Here is a 17,653-nt window from a genome sequence, read left to right as displayed (position 1 = left end):
CACATTACTGCTCGCGAAGACTGTTCTGAAACACGCGTAAGACAGGTTCGAAGAAGTAGCTGATCAATCGCCGCTCGCCAGTGATCACATCCACCTGCGCGGTCATGCCGGGTTTGATGGGGTGACGTTGCCCGTTTTGCTCCAGATACCGCGCGCCGGGGACAATCTTGGCGGTAAAGGCCAGCTCGCCCGGTGTGAATTCCACCGCATCCGCGGACACGCTGGCCACCGTGCCCGAGAGATAGCCGTATCGCTCGGAGGGATAGGCCGCCAGTTTGATATTCGCCGCCAGATCCGGCACCAGTCGACCGATGTCGGAGTTCTGAAAGCGGGCCTCGATTTCCACGGGCTGGTCTTCAGGCACAATGCGCATCAGCTCCTGTCCCGGCGCAACCACACCGCCGATGGTATAGATGCCCAGCTGATCGACCACCCCGTCCACCGGCGCGCGTACCTCCGTGCCCTGAAGCGCGCGTTGCTCAACCAGGACCCGTTGTCCCAACTCTTCCAGCAGCGCGATGATTTCAGCGCGGCGTGCCAGCAGAATATTATGGGTATCGGCCCTTACGACAGCTTCCTCGCTCTGCAGCAGCGCCAGTTTGCGCGCGTCCACCGCCAACAGGTTGCTTTGGACCTCGCGCTCCTTCTCCAGCTGCCGCAACTCGTCCAGCTCATCCAGATAGCGGGTCCTGCTGCCGACCCCGCGATCATTCAGGCTTTGCTGCATGCCAAGTCGGTCGGCCTGTATCCTGATGGCGCCGTCAATCTTCTCGATCCGCGTCTCTGTTACTCTCTGCGACAGGGTCGCGACATCCAGCTCCGCCTCTATGCGCGCCAGTTCATTGGCGAGACGTCGAATTTCGATCTCCAGCAATGCCGCTTGCTCGCGGGCGAATGCGGAGCTTTCACCAGTAATCTTTTCCTCATAAAGCATCGCGGCGCGCGCGACTTCGGCATCCCGTTCGGCAGGCACCAGATCGGCCAGAATCAGCAGTGCGGTGTCAATGCGCGCCGTTTCGACAAGCAGGCGGCGGCGTTGCTGTGTCAGGATCCCCAGCTGTGCCTTGATCGCGGTATCGTCGAGGGCAATCAGCACATCCCCCCGCCGGACGATCTGCCCGTTGCTGACGGGGATCGCCGCAACGCTGCCGTCGAATTCCGGCTGTATGATCTGCACGCGCCCGGCGGGCACAACCCGCCCTTCGCCCTGCGCGACAATCTCTACCCGTAGGAAATAGGACAGCGCAAAAGCCGCAAGAAGCGCAAGCAGCAATGTCCAGATCGTCACATGCACCAGCCCCGATGCAATGCGATTGTCGCCTTCGGTTTCAGGCTCAATCCAGCTTTTCATCGACGCCTCCAAAGTCGATCACCTTGTCGGGCTGTCTGAAAATCTCGGGGCGATGCGTGATAACGATCAGCGACATCCGCGCGCGCAACGCATCAAGGGTATCGGCGATATGGGCTTCGGTGGCGCCATCGAGCGCGCTGGTGGGTTCATCCAGAATCATTACCCTTGGCGCGCGCAGAAAGGCACGGGCGATGGCAACCCGTTGGCTCTGACCACCGGACAGACCACTGCCACGCTCTCCCACCGAGGCATCGAGCCCGCCCGCCATCTGACGGATGAAATCACCGGCGCTGGCAGCATCAAGGGCCGCCCACATCTCCGCCTCGTCGATATCGTCGCGTCCCAACAGCAGATTGTCACGGATGGAGCCGTTGAAGAGATAGGTCGTTTGCGGCACGTAGACGAGGTTTTCACGCACGCTTTGCGGATCGAACTTCGCGATGTCATGACCGCCAAGAACCACTTTGCCGTCGTCTGGGACCTCCAAGCCGGATGCCAAGCGGCCAAAGGTCGATTTGCCAACACCCGACGGCCCCACGATCAACGCCATGCTGTAGGGCGCGACCTGCAGTGAGAAATTCTTGATCACCGGCTTGGCCGGGTCGTAGCCAAAGGTCACATCAACCAGGTCAAGCCTCGGCTCGACCACATCCGGCAGACGGGGCAGCTCCCCAAACGGTTCTGGTTTGGTCAGAACGATGTCAGCCAGACGCCGCCGCGATATGCGGATCTTCTGCCAGTCCTCCCAGATCGCCGAGAAATTGATGATCGGTTCGGACACGCGCGACGCGATCAGGTGAAAGGCGATCAATTGGCCGAGCGTCAGTTCCTGCGCAAAGACCAGATTGGCACCCACATAGATGATCGCAATGGTGATCGTCTGATTGACGGCGAACACGATGTTGAGGTTGACCGCCTGCAGATATCCGACACGATAATCGGCCACCAGACGCCGGCGCAACGATCCACTGAGCAGTCGGTAGCTTTCCTCTTCCGCGCCCACGGCTTTGAGGACGGAAATCCCCGAAATCCGTTCCACCAGATTTGACTGATGCCGCGCACCGGAATCGAACCGGTTCTGCAGCGCGTGCCGCAGGATCGGGCCGAAGGAAAAATAGACAAGCACCTGAACCGGCATGGAAATCAGGATGATGGCGGTCAGCGTCGGCGACAGCGTGTAGAGCACCGCGATATAGAGAAACGCAAAGCTGACATCGAGCAGGCCGGAAATGCTGGCGCCGACAAGGAAATGCCGGATGGTGTCGGTTTCATTGATCCGCGCAATATTCTCGCCCACGTCCCATTGACGAAAATGCGCATAGGGCCGGGTGAGCAGGCTGCGAATGATCTTGCGCCCCAGATCATAGGTAACGCGATTGGCAGAGCGCAGCCCCACCAAATTCGACAACAGGGAAAATGCGACCTGAAAGGCGGTGACCGCAAGGAAAATAACGACGATGACAATGAGGGATGCTTCGCGCTGAAACGGCAGAATACGGTCGATAACCACCTGAAAGATAAAGGGTTCAACCAGCCGAAGCAGGCGCACGAAGGCCGCCAGCAGCAAGAGTTCGATGAAGAAGAAGAGGTACCGCCGGAGGGTTGGCGTAAACCACGCCAATGAAACTTCTTGCACGGGTTGCGCCAAGGTCGCCCTCTTAGACAATGTAGAACTTCCCGATGCTACCATAGATAGTTTAGAGAGATAGCGGGCTGGATGCTCTGTGCGGATTTGTGCCACCCGACGGGTGTTTACGTCCCGCTCCCCGCCGATCCCTCAGAAACTGCCAAGGTCTTCTGGACGGGCGCCGATTGGCAATGAGTCATCAAGGCGAAATGGCCGGATTCCTGACACCCCTCGGGGTGGAATCACTTTATGGCCGAAGCGAAGCTAACCCATGCGCCGGAACAGGCTAGTGTAGTCATCAAGAAACGAAGGCAAGGACCATCGGAGCTGGTAGAAACCAATGGTGCAGACCCGGCGGGCAGCTCCCTTTATCCATGCGCCTGAGTGAATGTCCTTCGCTAAGAACGGACGTAGCGGGCTTGTTCTATAGTCACATTTAGTCCCGCATTTCGATCTTTGAGACGTATCAGATGCTACGACGTCTGTGTTCCGGCTTCAGTCCTGTGCTCTCACGACGGAAATCCACTGCTTGCAGCGCCTGTCGACAGCGCACATCCATGAGAACAAGCTTCAGCAAGGGGTGATCGACCTCGAAGGCGACCTGTGACCGCGTAAGCGCGGTTTCCCTCAATTCGGCCGCTGATTGCTCACCTAGGCCACCATGAATCACGAGCCGCTCGATGGCCCAATCCCGAAGCTCATTCATCGGCTGATCTTCTGACGGCTCTTCGGCAACGATACCGGCGGCGATCTCTACCATGGTTGCATCGCGCTGCCGCTGGTTGAGCTGCCCATTGTAGATGCACACCCGCGCCACGAACAACGGCGATGGCACATGGACCATCAGGGGTGCGAAAGCCTGGGTCAGACTTGCGGGGAGGCCGACATCTATCTCACCGTCGTGAAGACCAGCGACGCCCCCGGCCACAAGGACATGGTCATGAGCGCCATTCCGGCTGATGCGCCGGGGATCAGCTTCGGTCTGATGTATGACACGCCGTCTTACAACTTTCTGCCCATCGGTCAGGGCTTTCAGGGCGCGCTCATGGCGATCGACATCGCGCGTGTCTCGATTGCGTCGGACTGTTGCGAGCCGCGCTGGATAGCGTGCTGTTCTGTTCCAAGAACTGCAAGATGTTTGGTGGTCGCAACCTTGATCTATCTGGACGGCGCCCGGTGGATTCTGGGCGAGGTTGCGACCGATCTCGAGGTCTCCCGGTTGCTCTATTGTAAGCCGCCGAGGCGCTTGGCACGCCGGAGGGGCCGCTGATGGCCGCACACGCCAAACGGTTTGTGCCCGACGCCGCAGTGAAGGCGGCCAACACCTGTGCGCAGGCTCTGGGTGGCATGGGGCTGTTGCAACCCTACGGTCTGGACCGTCTGTCCCGCCTGGCGCAGATGCTTCGAATCGTGGACGGAACCACGGAAATCGGCCGAGTTGTGATCGGCCGCGCTTTACAGATACTTGCGGCAAGTTTACCTGACTTGCCGGTGTTAAAGGGGTCTGGTGAGGCCGACGAGGATACCGGTCCCATTGCAGCTGAATGAGCCTAGGCATGCTATTTAGCCACAAGAAGTGGCTGAATTGTATTGATGCGAGCTCTTTGAGCTCAAAGATGCGAGGTTGGCGGCGAGGAGAATTAGATAGCGAAATCTAGGCGCCAAAATCCGCTTTGTTTAAGCTGCATTGCGGCGCTAACGGGCACAATCAGTATCTGGTTTGGGCCGTTGCACGCCGGTCACCCCCATGGGTGAAGATGCGGCGGCGCATCCGAGGTCGGCGAGTGGACAAGTTGTGGAAGCCTGAATTCTTTTGCGCGAAGCGCGGTTTCGCCCAATTCTTTGGGGTTTTTTTTTTAGTTTCTACGACAGTGAATGAGCCACCTTTTCAGGCGGAGAAGATCAAGCGCATTTGGTCTTTTGGGGTGCTGATTGGTGGATTGGCAATCGCGCCTGCGTGTCCATGTTACGACCTAAATATGCGTTGTTGATCGATCCTTGGCGGGCCAGAGCCTAAAGCCCTCTGGGTCTAATTGGGCGTTCAAAACAAGGTTATCGGCTTTGGACGAAGTCAGGAGCGCCTTGAACATCGTCAGTACCAGTCCGCCTTCCATCCGCCACTCGTAGAAAGAGATTTGCGTATCTGTTGGCCGACAGCAACCATCGCCGAGTGAAGGGTTGCTGTGCAAACAACTAAGGGGGCTCTCTACGAGGTCAGTTCTTCGCGGGTCTGTTTGGTGCTGCTACCTCAGAAAAGGATGGCTGAGCCCTATTCCGCCCATGAGGTTTGACGCAATTGAGGCGTTCAAAATCAAATCCTGCCCGAACATCGAGCACTGCAGCAGGCCGGTCAAAACCGGATATTGAACGCAGCCTTCAGGCCATAATTCTGGGAGGTAGATGCACCCAGGCCATCCACAAAGCTGTCAATCACAATCGCGCCACCCGCCTGCGTGAAATAGCTGACGCCCAGATTCACCCGACCGTGACCATCGCGTTGGTTCACCGTCGCCAAAGCGTCGCTGCCATAGCGGCGGGTCGATGTGCTCGAAAGCGCGCCGCCACCATTCAGAGTGAAAGGGGCTCCGTTCATCTGACGCAGCGTGTGTCGAAAGCCCAACCTCATCTTGATCTGGCGCAGCCGAATGCCCTGCTCCGGAAGCGATCCGCCTCCGCGCGGTGACACATCGTCCGTCGCGTATGACGCCAGAATGCTCGGGATCAGAGTCGTGATGCCATAGCGAAGCTGGCCTGACATCTTCAGTTGCGCCAGAGTACGGCGGGTGTCCGGCCGCTCCTTGCTGTCACCTAAAAGCCGTACGCCGTTGGACGCCCGCCCGTACAAAAAACGCCCCTCGAAAAACAGGGGGTGATTGGCATTCCGGGCCAGAAAATAGGGTCCGGCCATCGCGCCCAGGCCCTCTTTGTCGGACACGGTGCCCGCTTGGGATAGATAGTCCGCCTCTATCATACCGCCGACAATCAGGCTGGGCCTAACATAGGCATGCAGACCCATCGCGCCAAAGCCGTATTTATCCTTGCGTTGGCCGTCCTCGCCCCACCGCCCGTTCACCCGCGCCCACAAACGCCGATCAACGCTGCTGGAAAAGGTCAAGGTACCGCGATGGTCGGTAATATCGGCGTTCAACGCGCCGGATCCTGCCCCTGACAGAAAGGCCACCAGATCCGGCTGATGCAGAACCAGCTTTTTCGTACGGGTATTTTGAAACTGAAACATCAGCTTCTGGGTCTCAACCGTATCGGCCCGCGCGCTGATGTCAGCGATGCCAAACAGCCAAACGACCAGGGCCAGGATGATCACACACCACAGCAACACAGCTCGCCCCACCGCCTGTGATAAGACTGCCGCGTACATACCGCTATGGACATGGGTCTTTTTCATGGCATGGGCACTTGGGATAGCTGGATCAGAGAGGAAGGCGGCGCCCCGCTAGGACGAATTATTCAGGCGGCAAATTTCCGCTTATCTATACACGTTAAAATTGATCAGTCATCCTAAAACTCACAAAATACCGATATTTATAGCATAATTATTGTGTCAATGCGTAATAAAAAGTGGCGGAAATTTGCGTCTCTATGAACGATCCTACTACAAAGCAGGACCAAAAAGACCCTATAACTGTCCCGACATCGCTAGCCCAATCGGGACAGCTCCGCGCCGCACGCACGGGCCTCAGCAGTCATCGCTATGGCCCCCAATTCCGGCGGTACCATCAGCGTGCAGCAGTGTCAGGATCAGCGATGTGACCTGCTATAGCTGGCGCAAGCGTTTTTGCGGGATGCGATGTGCGCAGTTGTCGAAGATGAAGAGCCTGGAGAACGAGAATGCTCGACTGAAGAGGATCGTCGCGGAGCTAGAAACGGACAAGCTCATTTTCAAACGATCCCGGCAGGCGAATGCGTGTATTCGCTAAGAAGGAAAGCCTGACATTCCCAAAGCGCAGGGTCCCGTTGGCAGGCAGGGTATCGCAATAGCAATGTCATGAGAGGCAGACCGCAGAAGAGCTCCGTCAAACCGTCATTCATACTCGAAATAAGCTCGCTCCTTCGGAGCGACGGACTAGCGGGTGCCCTTCTCCATGATCTCCTTCAGCCGGTTGGGTGAAGGCCGGGAGCTTCGGAACATCATGTTCCCGAGCCGTTGGAGCGGTGTACAGCCGTCTTCTTCCCTGAGGCCAGTGATCTGCCCCAAATCACCAGTCCCAAGAACGGAATATAGGGACAAGTCACTGGCGGTTTTGGGACAAGGCTTGACCGACTGTCCAGCTCTCCGAGACCACTGCGTCCTTTGCACGGGCAATACGGCCCGGCAACGCCATCGGTTGTAATCGCAGCCCTAAACGCAGAGCAGTTGCGCGGGACGGTGGGTGTCGTAAATGCGCTGGATAAAAAGGCCGGTCGGACGCTGGCGCAGCTCCTTATAGACCTTCTGCATGAAAACGGGGCACTTGGCCTCGTTGGGCAGCATCCCATGATATCCCTGCGCCAGGATCATCGGGCCCAAAGCCGCCGCCGTCGCCAGATCTGCATAAGACAACCGGTCCCCCACCAGATAACGGCGCCCGTCGGCCAGCATGGCATCGAATTTGTCCCAGCCGTCATAGATGCTCTGCAAAGACGTATCCGCCACGCCTTGGTTCAGCTTGAGCCCCTTGTACATCAACGTGCGAATGGTGCCGAAGGCCAAAGCGCAGGTGAGCTTTTCATACCAGGGCACACTTGTCGTGAGCGAGGGCCAGACAACCGATTTGTGCTTGAGGAAGTTCCAATACGACCAATTCACCACATCGTCACCCAGCGTCCAGTAGGCATATTTGACAATATCATCGACCTGCTGCGCGTGGTCCGGCTCGGCCTTGGCATCGGGCAAAAGCCGGTGTTCCGCCGGAGCATCCGGATCAAAGAGCTCGGCAATCTTCAGGCAACCGGCGGTCTTGGTTTTGCCGTCCGCATGCACGAAGAGCGGATAGTCATCCTTGCCCTGCCCCCAGGATTTCAGCGCCAGCACATGAAAAATCGGCGCATGCGGCCGCTCGGTGTAGTCGACACCGTAATGGGCCAGGAGCCAGCGGCCAAGATCCACCCCGGACGATGGCAGAAGCGTTACGAGGAGAGGTTTGCCTGCCATGCCGCCGCCTTTCACGTATCGAATTCGAGGTGAAAATGCGCCGGGAACCCGAGGTCTCCGGTGCTGATCTGGCCAGCCTCACCGCGCGCCCGTCGCAGGTTTTTTTGTTTCAGCAACGGTTTGAGGATCGCAGGGATCACCGCCTGATTGATCTGATCGCCAAAACAGTTGTGCATGCCATACCCCCAGATCATGTAGGTTTCCCATGGTCGGTCGGTGCGGAAGCTGGTGGGATCAGGGATCTCGAAGCGGTCAAAACAGGCTGAGAAGTTGGCGGCAAAGACGATCTGGCCCTTGCGGATTTTAACGCGGCGCAGCGTCGAGTTCGCCACCTCTGTCTCATGCGTTGCCCTGCGGTAAATCACGGGGTTGAACGGGTTGAAGCGCAGCGCCTCCCAGCAATGCTGTGCCAGCAGGGCATCGTCGTCGTTCAGGGCTGCGCGGTGCGCAGAGGCCAGCGCCTCGGGGCGGTTGAGCAGTTCATCCAGCACGAGGCAGCTCGCCTTGGAGATCGTCGGGATCGCCCCGATCAGCAAGCCCAGGAGATTGTTGCGGATGCCCAGATCGCTCATGCCCGGCGTGTCCGATGCTTGCAGCGCCAGACACCGGTTCAGGATATCGGGCGCTGCCGTCGGGTTGGCTTTGCGGTCTGCGATATGGGCATCAAGGTAGCTGCGGAGTTCCCCCGCCTGCTGCAACGCAACGGCCCCTTTCTCGGCATCGGCGCCGAGATCTTGGAACAGGTACCAGAACAGCGTCGTCGTCCAGTCTTGCATGGTCGCGCGCGCGCCACCGCAGCCAAAATAGGTGTCGGTCATGTCCCAGGGCACCTCGAGGGTGAGCGCCGGGACAATGTCGATCTTGCCGCCGCTCTGGTCGACGATCTTGGTGGCAAGCTCCGACGCGCGCGGTTGGACGATCTCGGCGACATCGGTCATCCGCGCGGCAAGGCGCATCGCGGAGGTATCCCGCGTGTAGTCCCAACCGGGCTGCATCCCGAGAAAGAAATTGTCCCCCTCGGTCAGCTCCCGCATACGGGGGCCGTAGACCACCTCGAAATCGGCATTTCTGTTCAGCACATCCACCACATCGGCGCGCCGGGTGACGAGCGCGGTGCCGGTGTTGCCATAGCATTTCATGACAACCCGGCTGAGCGAGATGTTTGGCCAAACCCCTCTGAGCAGCGCAAACACGTGGCGCTGTGTGGCGGGTTTGAGAAAGAAACTCCCCACCCCTCCGGCGAACAGCGCACGGATGCCGCCAATCAGGAGACTGACCAGCGCAAAGAGCGCCTCGCCCCAGACCGCGAGGCGCTGGTAGATCGAGACGAAGATATTGAGGACGGCGGTAATCATGGCGACACCTCGACTTGTCTTGAGTTGGGGTCAGGTCGGATCGACGATGCCCATCGCCATCATCCGCAACGCGGTCATCGAAGGGGCAAAGAAGTAATCCCCGCCGCGACATTCCACAAAGGTCTTGAGCTTGCTCATGACATAGGGCGGTTTGCCTGACTTCGGGTCCGACGGGATCGTGAACCGCTTGTGCTCCTCGTGATTGCCAAGCAAGGGGCAAGTGTTGTTGCCCTGGTGGAAATCCAGCCCGTATTGGATCCATTGCTGCTGCACGAACTCGAACTGGCGGAAGAGGCTGGCACCCATGATGATCATGATCACGCCCTGCTCGGTGCTGTCCGTCTTTTTGCTGTTATCCGATGGTCCATAGGGCAACCCGCGGCGCAGAATGCGCCGGCGCTTGTTCAGGGCGCTGGTGGCCTTGGCATTCTCCGGCTGCGCGCCACTGTCCGACACCCCGGTCTCGTTCAAGGGGTCGAGGTAGTCGCGGGTGTTCATCCGCCGCATATGGGCGCCGCCCGGGCATTTCAGGCCCGCCATATCGTCGGCGTAGCGGAAGTCGCGCGCCTCTGGTGACGCGACATAGGCAAGGTTTTTCAGATACCCTGTCTTGGGGTCCACGCTTTCACCGCGCCACCCCTTGCTCGTGCCAAAGGCGATCCATTCCTGATAGGTCGGAACCTTCGACAGGGGCACACCGTCAGACCAGCGCCCGCACATCTTGGCGCGGATCGTCTCGATAGCCTCCTCGACGGGGATTTCCATGACGGCGGCGTAGCGCTCAGCCTCTTCCTTCACCACCGTGTCAAAGCTGCCGACGTTCTCGTGCAGCTTGCGGAAGGCAAAAAAAGTGCCGTTGTGCATGAACTCCGGCGGGCGTGCTGTGGGGGGCAGCTCCTGGCTCTCATCCGGGTGACCAAGGATGAATTCCCCCGTCGCCAGAGGTTCCCAGCCATCACCCATCAGCTTGCCGCGACCGATGACCGCCTCGGCCTCGATCTCCAGCGGCAATTGCCCCTCGAAGACCGGGTTCCCGATGCCGTCCGTGAAACCGAAGTGCTCCTTTGGAGTGGGCCGCATGGTCCCACCCACATCCTCGAAGACGGCGCTGGCCTCCTGATAGGGTTGATCCCCATCTTTACCGACACCTTTGATGTGCGTGACGCCACAGTCCTTCGCGGTCGCCAGAACCCATTTGGTCCGGGCCTCGAGCTCGGCATGTGGCTTGTCCAAAACATCCTGGCTTTCGCACTGAGCGTTCAGCGTCACCATCACATGCACGTCGTCTTTACCGAAACCCAGCGTGCCCGGCTGACGGCTTTTCTGCCAGATCGGATCCCAATGGGCGTCCCAGTTCTCCTGCTGGACCTCCTGTTCGGTCTTCGTCTGATCCCGATCGCCGAGGATAAAGGCCCGCTGTTTCATGCCTTCGATAAATTCGTCAGGCATCGCCTGAAGCGTGCGCACCGGCAGCTGCAGCGCCAAAAGGCCCGGGAACGTCAGGGCAATATTTGTGGTGCACTTCGGGCGCGATTCCTGATCGGGCCAGCGCGCGGCGGTGGTTACCTTTTGGCGGATTTTCTCAATAAAGCCGCGACCCGCCTTGCGATCAGGGAAATGGAAAAAAATGTATCGGGCAAAGGGAAATGAATAGCGGCCATAGGCGCGGGTGACATTGCCCTGAATGTCGTTGAGGTTCAATTTACGTGTCATGTCGGGCTCGCGTCTTTCAATGTGACGTTCGTGGGATCAGCAGAGGAAATCACTCCCGGCTTCTGGGTCATGGCGTTCAGGTTGCCGGGCTCATGCTCCGCGACAAAACTGCCGAATGCTGCATGCAGTTGATCGGGCGGGAGTCCCTGGTTTTCGATGAAGAACTGCGAGAACTTCTGCTGGATATAGAGCCCCTTCAGCACCGATGGCAGATCGTCGTATTTGGCCGGGGCAAGGGGTTTTTCACCGTTCGAGATGGCGAATTTAATCGCTAGCACAGCCAGCACGATCCCCAGCCCGATGGACAGGATCCAGGTGGGCAATGTTGGCCACCCCAGCATCGGAACGGTGCCAACACCGAACAGCCACATCACCAGCGCCAGTAGACCAAACGCCAAGGGCGCCAGCACCCCGACGAGCAGCGGTGTCAGTGGCAGATTGTGGAATTTCGCCGTCTCCAGTTCCAGATAATAGTCGTGAAACGGCATGGTCGTTTCGACATGGCAGCGATTGAGGTAGCTGGCAAAATCCTCCGCAGAATTGACATCGTCGAAACCGTAGCAGTTGGAGTAGACGTCCCTCAGCTCCTCCTCCATCGTTTCCCACAGCGTGCGGGCATAGGCATCGCGCACCGCGCGCGCCTGAGGCGGGCTGAGTTCGGTGGGCAACGGGTCACCGACCTCGGTCACCGCGTCCACGTCGGCGCAGAAAATGAGATAGGGCGCGTTCAGCCGGTCCACCGGTTGCGGCACGCTCTGCTTGTTTCCTGTCAGCTGGGCGAGCAAGGGGTTCTGCGTGATACGCCCGTTGTAGATGGTGTCATTCAGCACAAACATCCGCGCCAGATGGTTGCGCAGATTGCGCGCAAAGGGGCTGTTGTAGCGGTCCTCCACCGTTGCGGGCGATTGGTTGGCGGTTGGGAACTTGGCCAGTGCGATGCGCACGCGCTGCTCATAGGAGGTTTGCGGATTGTCCTTTGGCGCTCCGGGTTTGATCGGCGCCATCGTGGTCAGGAAGATATGTCCGGAATCAAGATCAGGCATCGGGCTGCTCCTTTCCGGCGGTGGCGCGGCGGCTGGCATAGGCCATTTGCGCGGCCTCGATGTAGTCCCGACGGTTCACCTCTGCCCGCTCCGTGTCGAGGCTCGCAACCGGGCCGAACCCCGGGTCTCCAAGCCCGGCCTGCATCTTCAGCGCGGCTTTTTCGTAAGCGGCGGCAAAGGCCTCGGGCGTGGCGGACCCGTGCATTTCGGCAAGCTTCAGCACCTGATCATAGACCAAGAGACTGGTCTTGACGTCTCGCTGAGCCGAGCCGGGCGTGGCGTTGTAGTAATAGTCCGTGTTGACCTGATTGAAGGTGATGTAGTCCTTGAACGGCGTGATCGGGATCGATTTGGGGTATTTGATCGATGAGTACCAGAAGAGGTCCAGACCGCTGGGAATCCCGTCCGAGAAGGCGTCGATGTACTGATCCCAGGTGCCGTTGAAATTCGAGCAAAAGAGCACATAGTCGTTCTTCAACCGCTCTTGGCCCTGGCCAAGATTGGGCCAATCACCAGGTTTTATGATCACCCAGCGGGCAAAGTGGATCAACGACAGACCCAACAGTCCCAGCAGGTTACTTGGAAGGCCGCGCGAGGCCATGAAAAGCAAGCGATTGATCCAGGTAACCTTCGGATTACTTGGCGTCACCACATTCATCGCATATGCCTTGCCTGCAATGTTCGACATAAAAAACCTCTTTGATCAAATTTGAGCAGCTGCCAGTCGAGCCACCCGTGTCGTCAGAAATATCAATGCGCTGATGGTGACCCAGAGTTGAAAAAAATTCAACCTTGGCGTGACGAAGTGCTCGATTGGATGACGAATTCATGTGGTCAGGAGCAGATCCCCTGATTGCGGCCGGGCATGCTGGAGCGGCCAGTAAAAGCCGTCTGATCCGCAACCTGCGAACGTGTCATGAGCGGCAAGGCGAGAGCCCAGCCTCCTTGCAGTTCTGTGATAAAACAGATCAATCATCTTGCAAGGAGCTGCACAACGGCGCGCATTGGTCCTTCGGGATTGCGATGGGCCAAGTCGGCCACGCTTGGCTTGGTCATACATATGGCTGGCAGGTCCCGTTTTAGGCGGCCTCAGTCTATTGCCCGATTGCTGCCCTCAGAGTTTACCTGCTTTACCGACCACCACACGATTTGCCGCACGCGGGTGGCGGCAAACGGGGTGGAATGACCACCCAAGAATGGCATCGGATCCTCTGTGCTGCTGCCGCATGGAGTGTGTTTAACGCCGCCTATGTCACTTATCTTGCCTTTGGGCCGAAGGTTCTTGAGGACCACGGCCAATCTGCCATCGCTGCCGCTGGCATCATTAGCATCGGCAGCTGGATTATGATCTTTTCCGGCGCGGCCTGCGGGCAGATCGTAGATCGCTTTGGTGGGCGGAATACTGTCTTGGCGGTCTGCATGGGAGGAGCCATCGCTGCGCTCTTGCTGCTCAGCCTGCCGGGCGCTGGGTTTGGCGCAAGCATGCTCTTTGGTCTGATCGTCATGGCCCCGACTGGTGTGATCATGGTAATGGCCGGTCAGGCAATGCGCCCTCAAGTCAGGGCCTTTGGCATGAGCAAATTATTTTCGATTTACTATGCAACCTTGTTAGTCACGCCGCCGGTCGCGGGTGCGATCCTCGATGCAACGAACAAGGCACAGGGCCCGATTTAGCCCGCAATACTCCTCTTCGCTACGGTCGTCCCGCTTGGCATCGCGTTTCAATGTTTCAAAGACATGCCCCTCATCGTCAATAAGCGTCGAGCTTGGCAATCATTCAATGCGACGAACCAAGGTGGCTCAGATCTACAAAAAGACCGGCACCCTGCGCGCCGTTCAGCTTCTGCTCGGGCATACTAAGATGGACAGCACCATTCGATATCTTGGCGTTCGAACTTGAGGATGCTCATGCTATCGCCGAAGCGATTGAAATTTAACGACATGGGCCGTCCTAGTAGGCCACCCAAAGCGGATGTTGACCAAGCCCGCTCATTCCGCGATGCAGCATCGCCAGAGCGGGCCTTCGACCGACCTTCTACCTTTTTGCTCAATCTAGGGCCGGCTGCTGGACTGACCGGCCTCGCAGTCGCTGCTTAAAGCTCCTGCTGCCTGACACAACGGCGCACCAGGTTACTTAAGCGCGCCACAATCTGTGGCCACCTCAGGCTGCCAGTGTTTGGCGTTTACGCAGCGCACGATAAAGACCATTTTTTCGGGCCATCAGATCGGCGGGTGTACCATCCTCCACAATCCTGCCGCGGTCAAAGACCAGGATGCGGTCCATCCTTTCGACGGTCGCCAGACGGTGTGCGATGACCAGTGTCGTGCGCCCCTCCATCAACCGCTCCGCGGCTTCGGCGACCCGCGCCTCTGCCTCGGAATCGAGCGAAGATGTTGCCTCGTCCATGACCAGAACAGGCGCATCTGAAAGGAATGCACGTGCGATGGCGACCCGCTGACGCTCGCCACCAGACAGCTTCACGCCACGTTCGCCAACCGCGGTGCCGTAGCCCTTCGGCAATTGCGCGATGAACTCGGCGGCACCCGCCCGTGCGGCGGCCTCATGCACTTCCGCCAAGGTGGCACCGGGACGCGCATAGGCGATATTCTCGGCAAGTGACCGATGAAACAGAATTGGCTCCTGCGGCACTATTGCGATGTGCTGGCGCAGTTCGGATAGCGGTACCTGCGCGATGTCAACGCCGCCCAGCGTGATCGCGCCATCCGTGACCTCGTGGATCCTCTGGATCAGCTTGACGAATGTCGTCTTGCCTGACCCCGAACGGCCTACCAGCCCTACTTTTTGCCCAGCTGGTATCGCGACATGCAGATCGGCAAAGAGCGGCGTAGGCGCGCCTGTGTAACCATAATCAACATGATCGAAGGCCAAGGCAGCTGCACGCGAGGACAATGCGCGCGCTGGAAGACGGACCACTTCACTCTCTGGTGTCGCAGACATCAGGTCCACCAGTTCCTCCGCGTCATTTATGGATTTTTGAAGCATCCGTACGTGATGACCGATCTGCCGCAGATAGCCATCCAGCACGCCAAGTGCGGCGACGACATAGGCAATTTCGCCCGGGCCGGCGAGGCCTCGGACAAATGCCAGCAACGCGCCGCCCAACACCGCGGCCCGCAGACACCAGAGCGACGTGTCTTGCGCCAGACCAGACCAGGTGCCGCGCCGCCATGTCCTCCGGGTCCGATGCGCCCATTTCGACAAGACCTGCCCGAGCCGATCATCCTCGCGCGCCTCGCCGGCATGCGCGCGCACGACGGCGTTCGACGTGATCGCATCGGCGAGCGCACCGGATACCCGACTGTCCTGCGCGTTCGACAGCCGCGCGGCGGGGGCCACCCAGAAAAGCGTCAGCGTCAGAGAAAGTCCAAGAAACATCATGGCACCCAAAGCAGCAACGAGGCCAACCTCCCATCGGAAGGCGGTGAGCGTGCCAATGGTCCCTAGCAACACAAGCGTCGATGGCAGGAGCGCCAGCAGCAACACGTCCGCCATGTCATCAAGCGCCCAGGCGCCGCGAGTGATCTGCCGCACGGTCGATCCGGCGAAAGCGTTGGCGTGCCAATCCGCCGGCAGGCGCTGAACGCGCGCAAATGCTTCGGCCTCAGCCGCCTGCATGGTTGGGACGGTCAGGGCGATGATTGCAAAATAGCTCAGGATCTTGGCCACGATGGAGATGACACCAAGACCAAGAAGAAGCCCGAACGCAGCCCAGGGCGAGGCCGCCTCTGCGACGGCCGCAACAAGGCGGCCCGTTACCACAGGGATCATGACGTCGGCTGCTGTCGACGTGAGCACGAGCAACAGCACCGCGGCAACAAGCCCGCACCTTCGCATCCAGAGGCGAGTGGCGAAAGTGAGAACGCGCGCAAAGGCGCCTTTGATGGGTGGACGGAACATGGAATGATCGCGGACAAGGACACCGCGCCCTGAATCTGAATGAAGAAATGTCCAGCTAGTGGACCGTTGCGGCTGACGTCAGAGGCGACAATCGCCCAATATCGTCAGGATACGGGAACTCCGAAACGGGAGTTGCCCGGGAGGAAACGCGTGGTCATCATCATGTTCGCCCTCCTTGCAATGTCATGTCCTAGGATGTTGTTAAGGCCAGCGATACGCTCAAGTCAAGCGCCACGGATCATTCCCATGCATGCTTTGCGTATTTCGGCACATTGCCGGATCTTGGCGGGCCGACCTGATGCCGCGCCGTAGCCTTCGAATTGCGGCATCCCTCTGGTTTTTGCGATCCGTGCTTAAAATCCCAAACCTGAACTTGCAGCCAGCCGTTTGCCGCGAGCAGCTGTCGCCGACAACTCTCGATTTCTCAAAAGCGCCCATTGGGCCAACCCGTCAGTCGGCAACGGCTTTTGTCTCGACCAGTGTTGCAATGCTTCCGCGAGGGATCTGGCATCCCCGAAGGCCTTTGACGTTCCGGCCGCCGTGTGGGGTCTTACGGTCCCGGCGGCGTCACCGACCAGCAGGCCGCGGCTGTAAACGCGGTCTTGCGCCGCCACATCCTGAACCGGTTGTGCAAATATTTTCGAAGCGCTGACCAGGTCCTGAAAAACAGGGGGAAGCGTTTTGTCGGCAAGGTTATGCACCGCGGTCCTGACGCTTTTCGAGACATCGCTCGCCGGCAGAAACGAGCGATAGCTCTTACCCGACGCGCCCGTCATAACCTCCGTCAATTGGTCGTCGGGGGTGTTGAAGTACCACACCCAATTGACCCTGCGACGGCCCGGCTCGATCGCACCATCGGCCCCGGGGACAAGATAGCACAGCATCTGCATTCCAGGATTTGTATAGGATGTGAAGCGATCCGTCAGCGCCTCAACCAGATGAGATGGCAAGGCCATTTCGTCTTCCAGCCCACGCCAGGCGACATAACCGGAATAGCGTGCGGCAGCGCCGTCGCCTGTCAAAAGGGCCCGGCATTGCGAATTGACACCATCGGCACCAATCACGAGGTCCGTGTCTGCGGATGCACCGTTTGAGAAGGTGGCCACGACACCGTCGTCTTGCGGGGCCAAATGCGTCAGCTCGTGTTCTTGCGTGTATGCTGCCGGATCAAGCCGTGCGCGCAGTGACCGATAGAGCGTGTCCCATGCGGTCATCAGTTGAGGGGCCGCTTGCGCACGCGCGGTACCGTCTTGCAAAAGGCTGACACGTTCCCTCAAGGCGATACAGACAGACGCGGTGTCGATGTCTATGCGTCGCAAAAGATCATCGACCTCAGGCTGCATGACAACACCAGCCCCGCGCGCTTGCATCTCTCCTGCGGAGCGTTCGAAAACGCGGACCTCGGCCCCCAGACTTTCCGAAAGCTCAATCGCCGTTGCAAGGCCGCCGACGGATCCGCCTATGATTGCAGCTTTAAAAGGATGCCCATCCATCGT

General features: G+C 58.9%; 14 protein-coding genes and 1 pseudogene. 4 read left to right on the top strand and 11 right to left on the bottom strand.

Annotated features, from left to right (window positions below; all coding sequences use genetic code 11):
• Positions 1-4: 4 nt before the first annotated feature.
• The 3 genes from Q1A20_RS10040 to Q1A20_RS10030 form a co-directional block, all read right to left on the bottom strand.
• Positions 5-1,351 (bottom strand): HlyD family type I secretion periplasmic adaptor subunit, encoded by a 1,347-nt coding sequence (locus tag Q1A20_RS10040; RefSeq protein WP_299916866.1) that lies wholly within the window; start codon positions 1,349-1,351, stop codon positions 5-7.
• Positions 1,335-2,999 carry a peptidase domain-containing ABC transporter gene (locus tag Q1A20_RS10035; RefSeq protein ID WP_299916865.1) on the bottom strand — a complete coding sequence of 555 codons (1,665 nt, stop codon included), beginning with the start codon at positions 2,997-2,999 and terminating at the stop codon, positions 1,335-1,337. The genes Q1A20_RS10040 and Q1A20_RS10035 overlap by 17 nt, the downstream gene beginning before the upstream one ends.
• Positions 3,000-3,444: 445 nt before the next feature.
• Positions 3,445-3,813, bottom strand: coding sequence for a hypothetical protein (locus Q1A20_RS10030; protein ID WP_299916864.1), 369 nt, complete (start codon positions 3,811-3,813; stop codon positions 3,445-3,447).
• Between Q1A20_RS10030 and Q1A20_RS10025 the strand changes: the two genes are divergently transcribed.
• Together Q1A20_RS10025 and Q1A20_RS10020 are read left to right on the top strand one after the other, a co-directional pair.
• A complete protein-coding gene (locus tag Q1A20_RS10025) occupies positions 3,814-4,248 on the top strand; it encodes a hypothetical protein (RefSeq protein ID WP_299407111.1) in 435 nt (144 codons plus the stop codon).
• Positions 4,248-4,526 carry an acyl-CoA dehydrogenase family protein gene (locus tag Q1A20_RS10020; protein ID WP_299407108.1) on the top strand — a complete coding sequence of 93 codons (279 nt, stop codon included), beginning with the start codon at positions 4,248-4,250 and terminating at the stop codon, positions 4,524-4,526. The genes Q1A20_RS10025 and Q1A20_RS10020 overlap by 1 nt, the downstream gene beginning before the upstream one ends.
• 802 nt (positions 4,527-5,328) lie before the next feature.
• Here Q1A20_RS10020 and Q1A20_RS10015 read toward each other — a convergent pair.
• The 6 genes from Q1A20_RS10015 to Q1A20_RS09990 all read right to left on the bottom strand — a co-directional run bounded on the left by Q1A20_RS10015 (position 5,329) and on the right by Q1A20_RS09990 (position 12,926).
• Positions 5,329-6,381: a hypothetical protein gene (locus tag Q1A20_RS10015; protein ID WP_299407106.1), complete on the bottom strand. Its 1,053-nt coding sequence runs from the start codon at positions 6,379-6,381 to the stop codon at positions 5,329-5,331.
• Between the two features lie 954 nt (positions 6,382-7,335).
• Positions 7,336-8,127, bottom strand: coding sequence for a glutathione S-transferase C-terminal domain-containing protein (locus Q1A20_RS10010; RefSeq protein WP_299407103.1), 792 nt, complete (start codon positions 8,125-8,127; stop codon positions 7,336-7,338).
• An 11-nt stretch (positions 8,128-8,138) separates the two neighbouring features.
• Positions 8,139-9,482 (bottom strand): cytochrome P450, encoded by a 1,344-nt coding sequence (locus Q1A20_RS10005; protein WP_299407101.1) that lies wholly within the window; start codon positions 9,480-9,482, stop codon positions 8,139-8,141.
• A gap of 30 nt (positions 9,483-9,512) precedes the next feature.
• Positions 9,513-11,195 carry a peroxidase gene (locus Q1A20_RS10000; protein WP_299916863.1) on the bottom strand — a complete coding sequence of 561 codons (1,683 nt, stop codon included), beginning with the start codon at positions 11,193-11,195 and terminating at the stop codon, positions 9,513-9,515.
• Positions 11,192-12,238 carry a hypothetical protein gene (locus Q1A20_RS09995; RefSeq protein ID WP_299407096.1) on the bottom strand — a complete coding sequence of 349 codons (1,047 nt, stop codon included), beginning with the start codon at positions 12,236-12,238 and terminating at the stop codon, positions 11,192-11,194. The genes Q1A20_RS10000 and Q1A20_RS09995 overlap by 4 nt, the downstream gene beginning before the upstream one ends.
• Positions 12,231-12,926 (bottom strand): hypothetical protein, encoded by a 696-nt coding sequence (locus Q1A20_RS09990; protein WP_298972957.1) that lies wholly within the window; start codon positions 12,924-12,926, stop codon positions 12,231-12,233. The genes Q1A20_RS09995 and Q1A20_RS09990 overlap by 8 nt, the downstream gene beginning before the upstream one ends.
• 416 nt (positions 12,927-13,342) lie before the next feature.
• On the opposite strand from Q1A20_RS09990, the gene Q1A20_RS09985 reads away from it, so the two are divergent.
• Positions 13,343-13,912 carry an MFS transporter gene (locus tag Q1A20_RS09985; protein ID WP_367180889.1) on the top strand — a complete coding sequence of 190 codons (570 nt, stop codon included), beginning with the start codon at positions 13,343-13,345 and terminating at the stop codon, positions 13,910-13,912.
• A 100-nt stretch (positions 13,913-14,012) separates the two neighbouring features.
• Positions 14,013-14,175: pseudogene (locus Q1A20_RS09980) on the top strand (integrase); the annotation flags it as partial.
• 224 nt (positions 14,176-14,399) lie between these two features.
• Here Q1A20_RS09980 and Q1A20_RS09975 read toward each other — a convergent pair.
• On the bottom strand, positions 14,400-16,157 hold the full coding sequence (locus Q1A20_RS09975; protein WP_299916861.1) for an ABC transporter ATP-binding protein: 1,758 nt from the start codon (positions 16,155-16,157) through the stop codon (positions 14,400-14,402).
• 353 nt (positions 16,158-16,510) lie between these two features.
• A complete protein-coding gene (locus tag Q1A20_RS09970; RefSeq protein WP_299916860.1) occupies positions 16,511-17,650 on the bottom strand; it encodes an FAD-dependent monooxygenase in 1,140 nt (379 codons plus the stop codon).
• Positions 17,651-17,653: the final 3 nt, after the last annotated feature.

This window comes from uncultured Roseobacter sp., from assembly GCF_947501835.1.
In the GTDB taxonomy this organism is placed as follows: Bacteria; Pseudomonadota; Alphaproteobacteria; order Rhodobacterales; family Rhodobacteraceae; genus Roseobacter.
The sequence above is the reverse complement of the archived record's forward strand: the minus strand, read 5'-3'. Positions and strand labels throughout refer to the sequence as shown.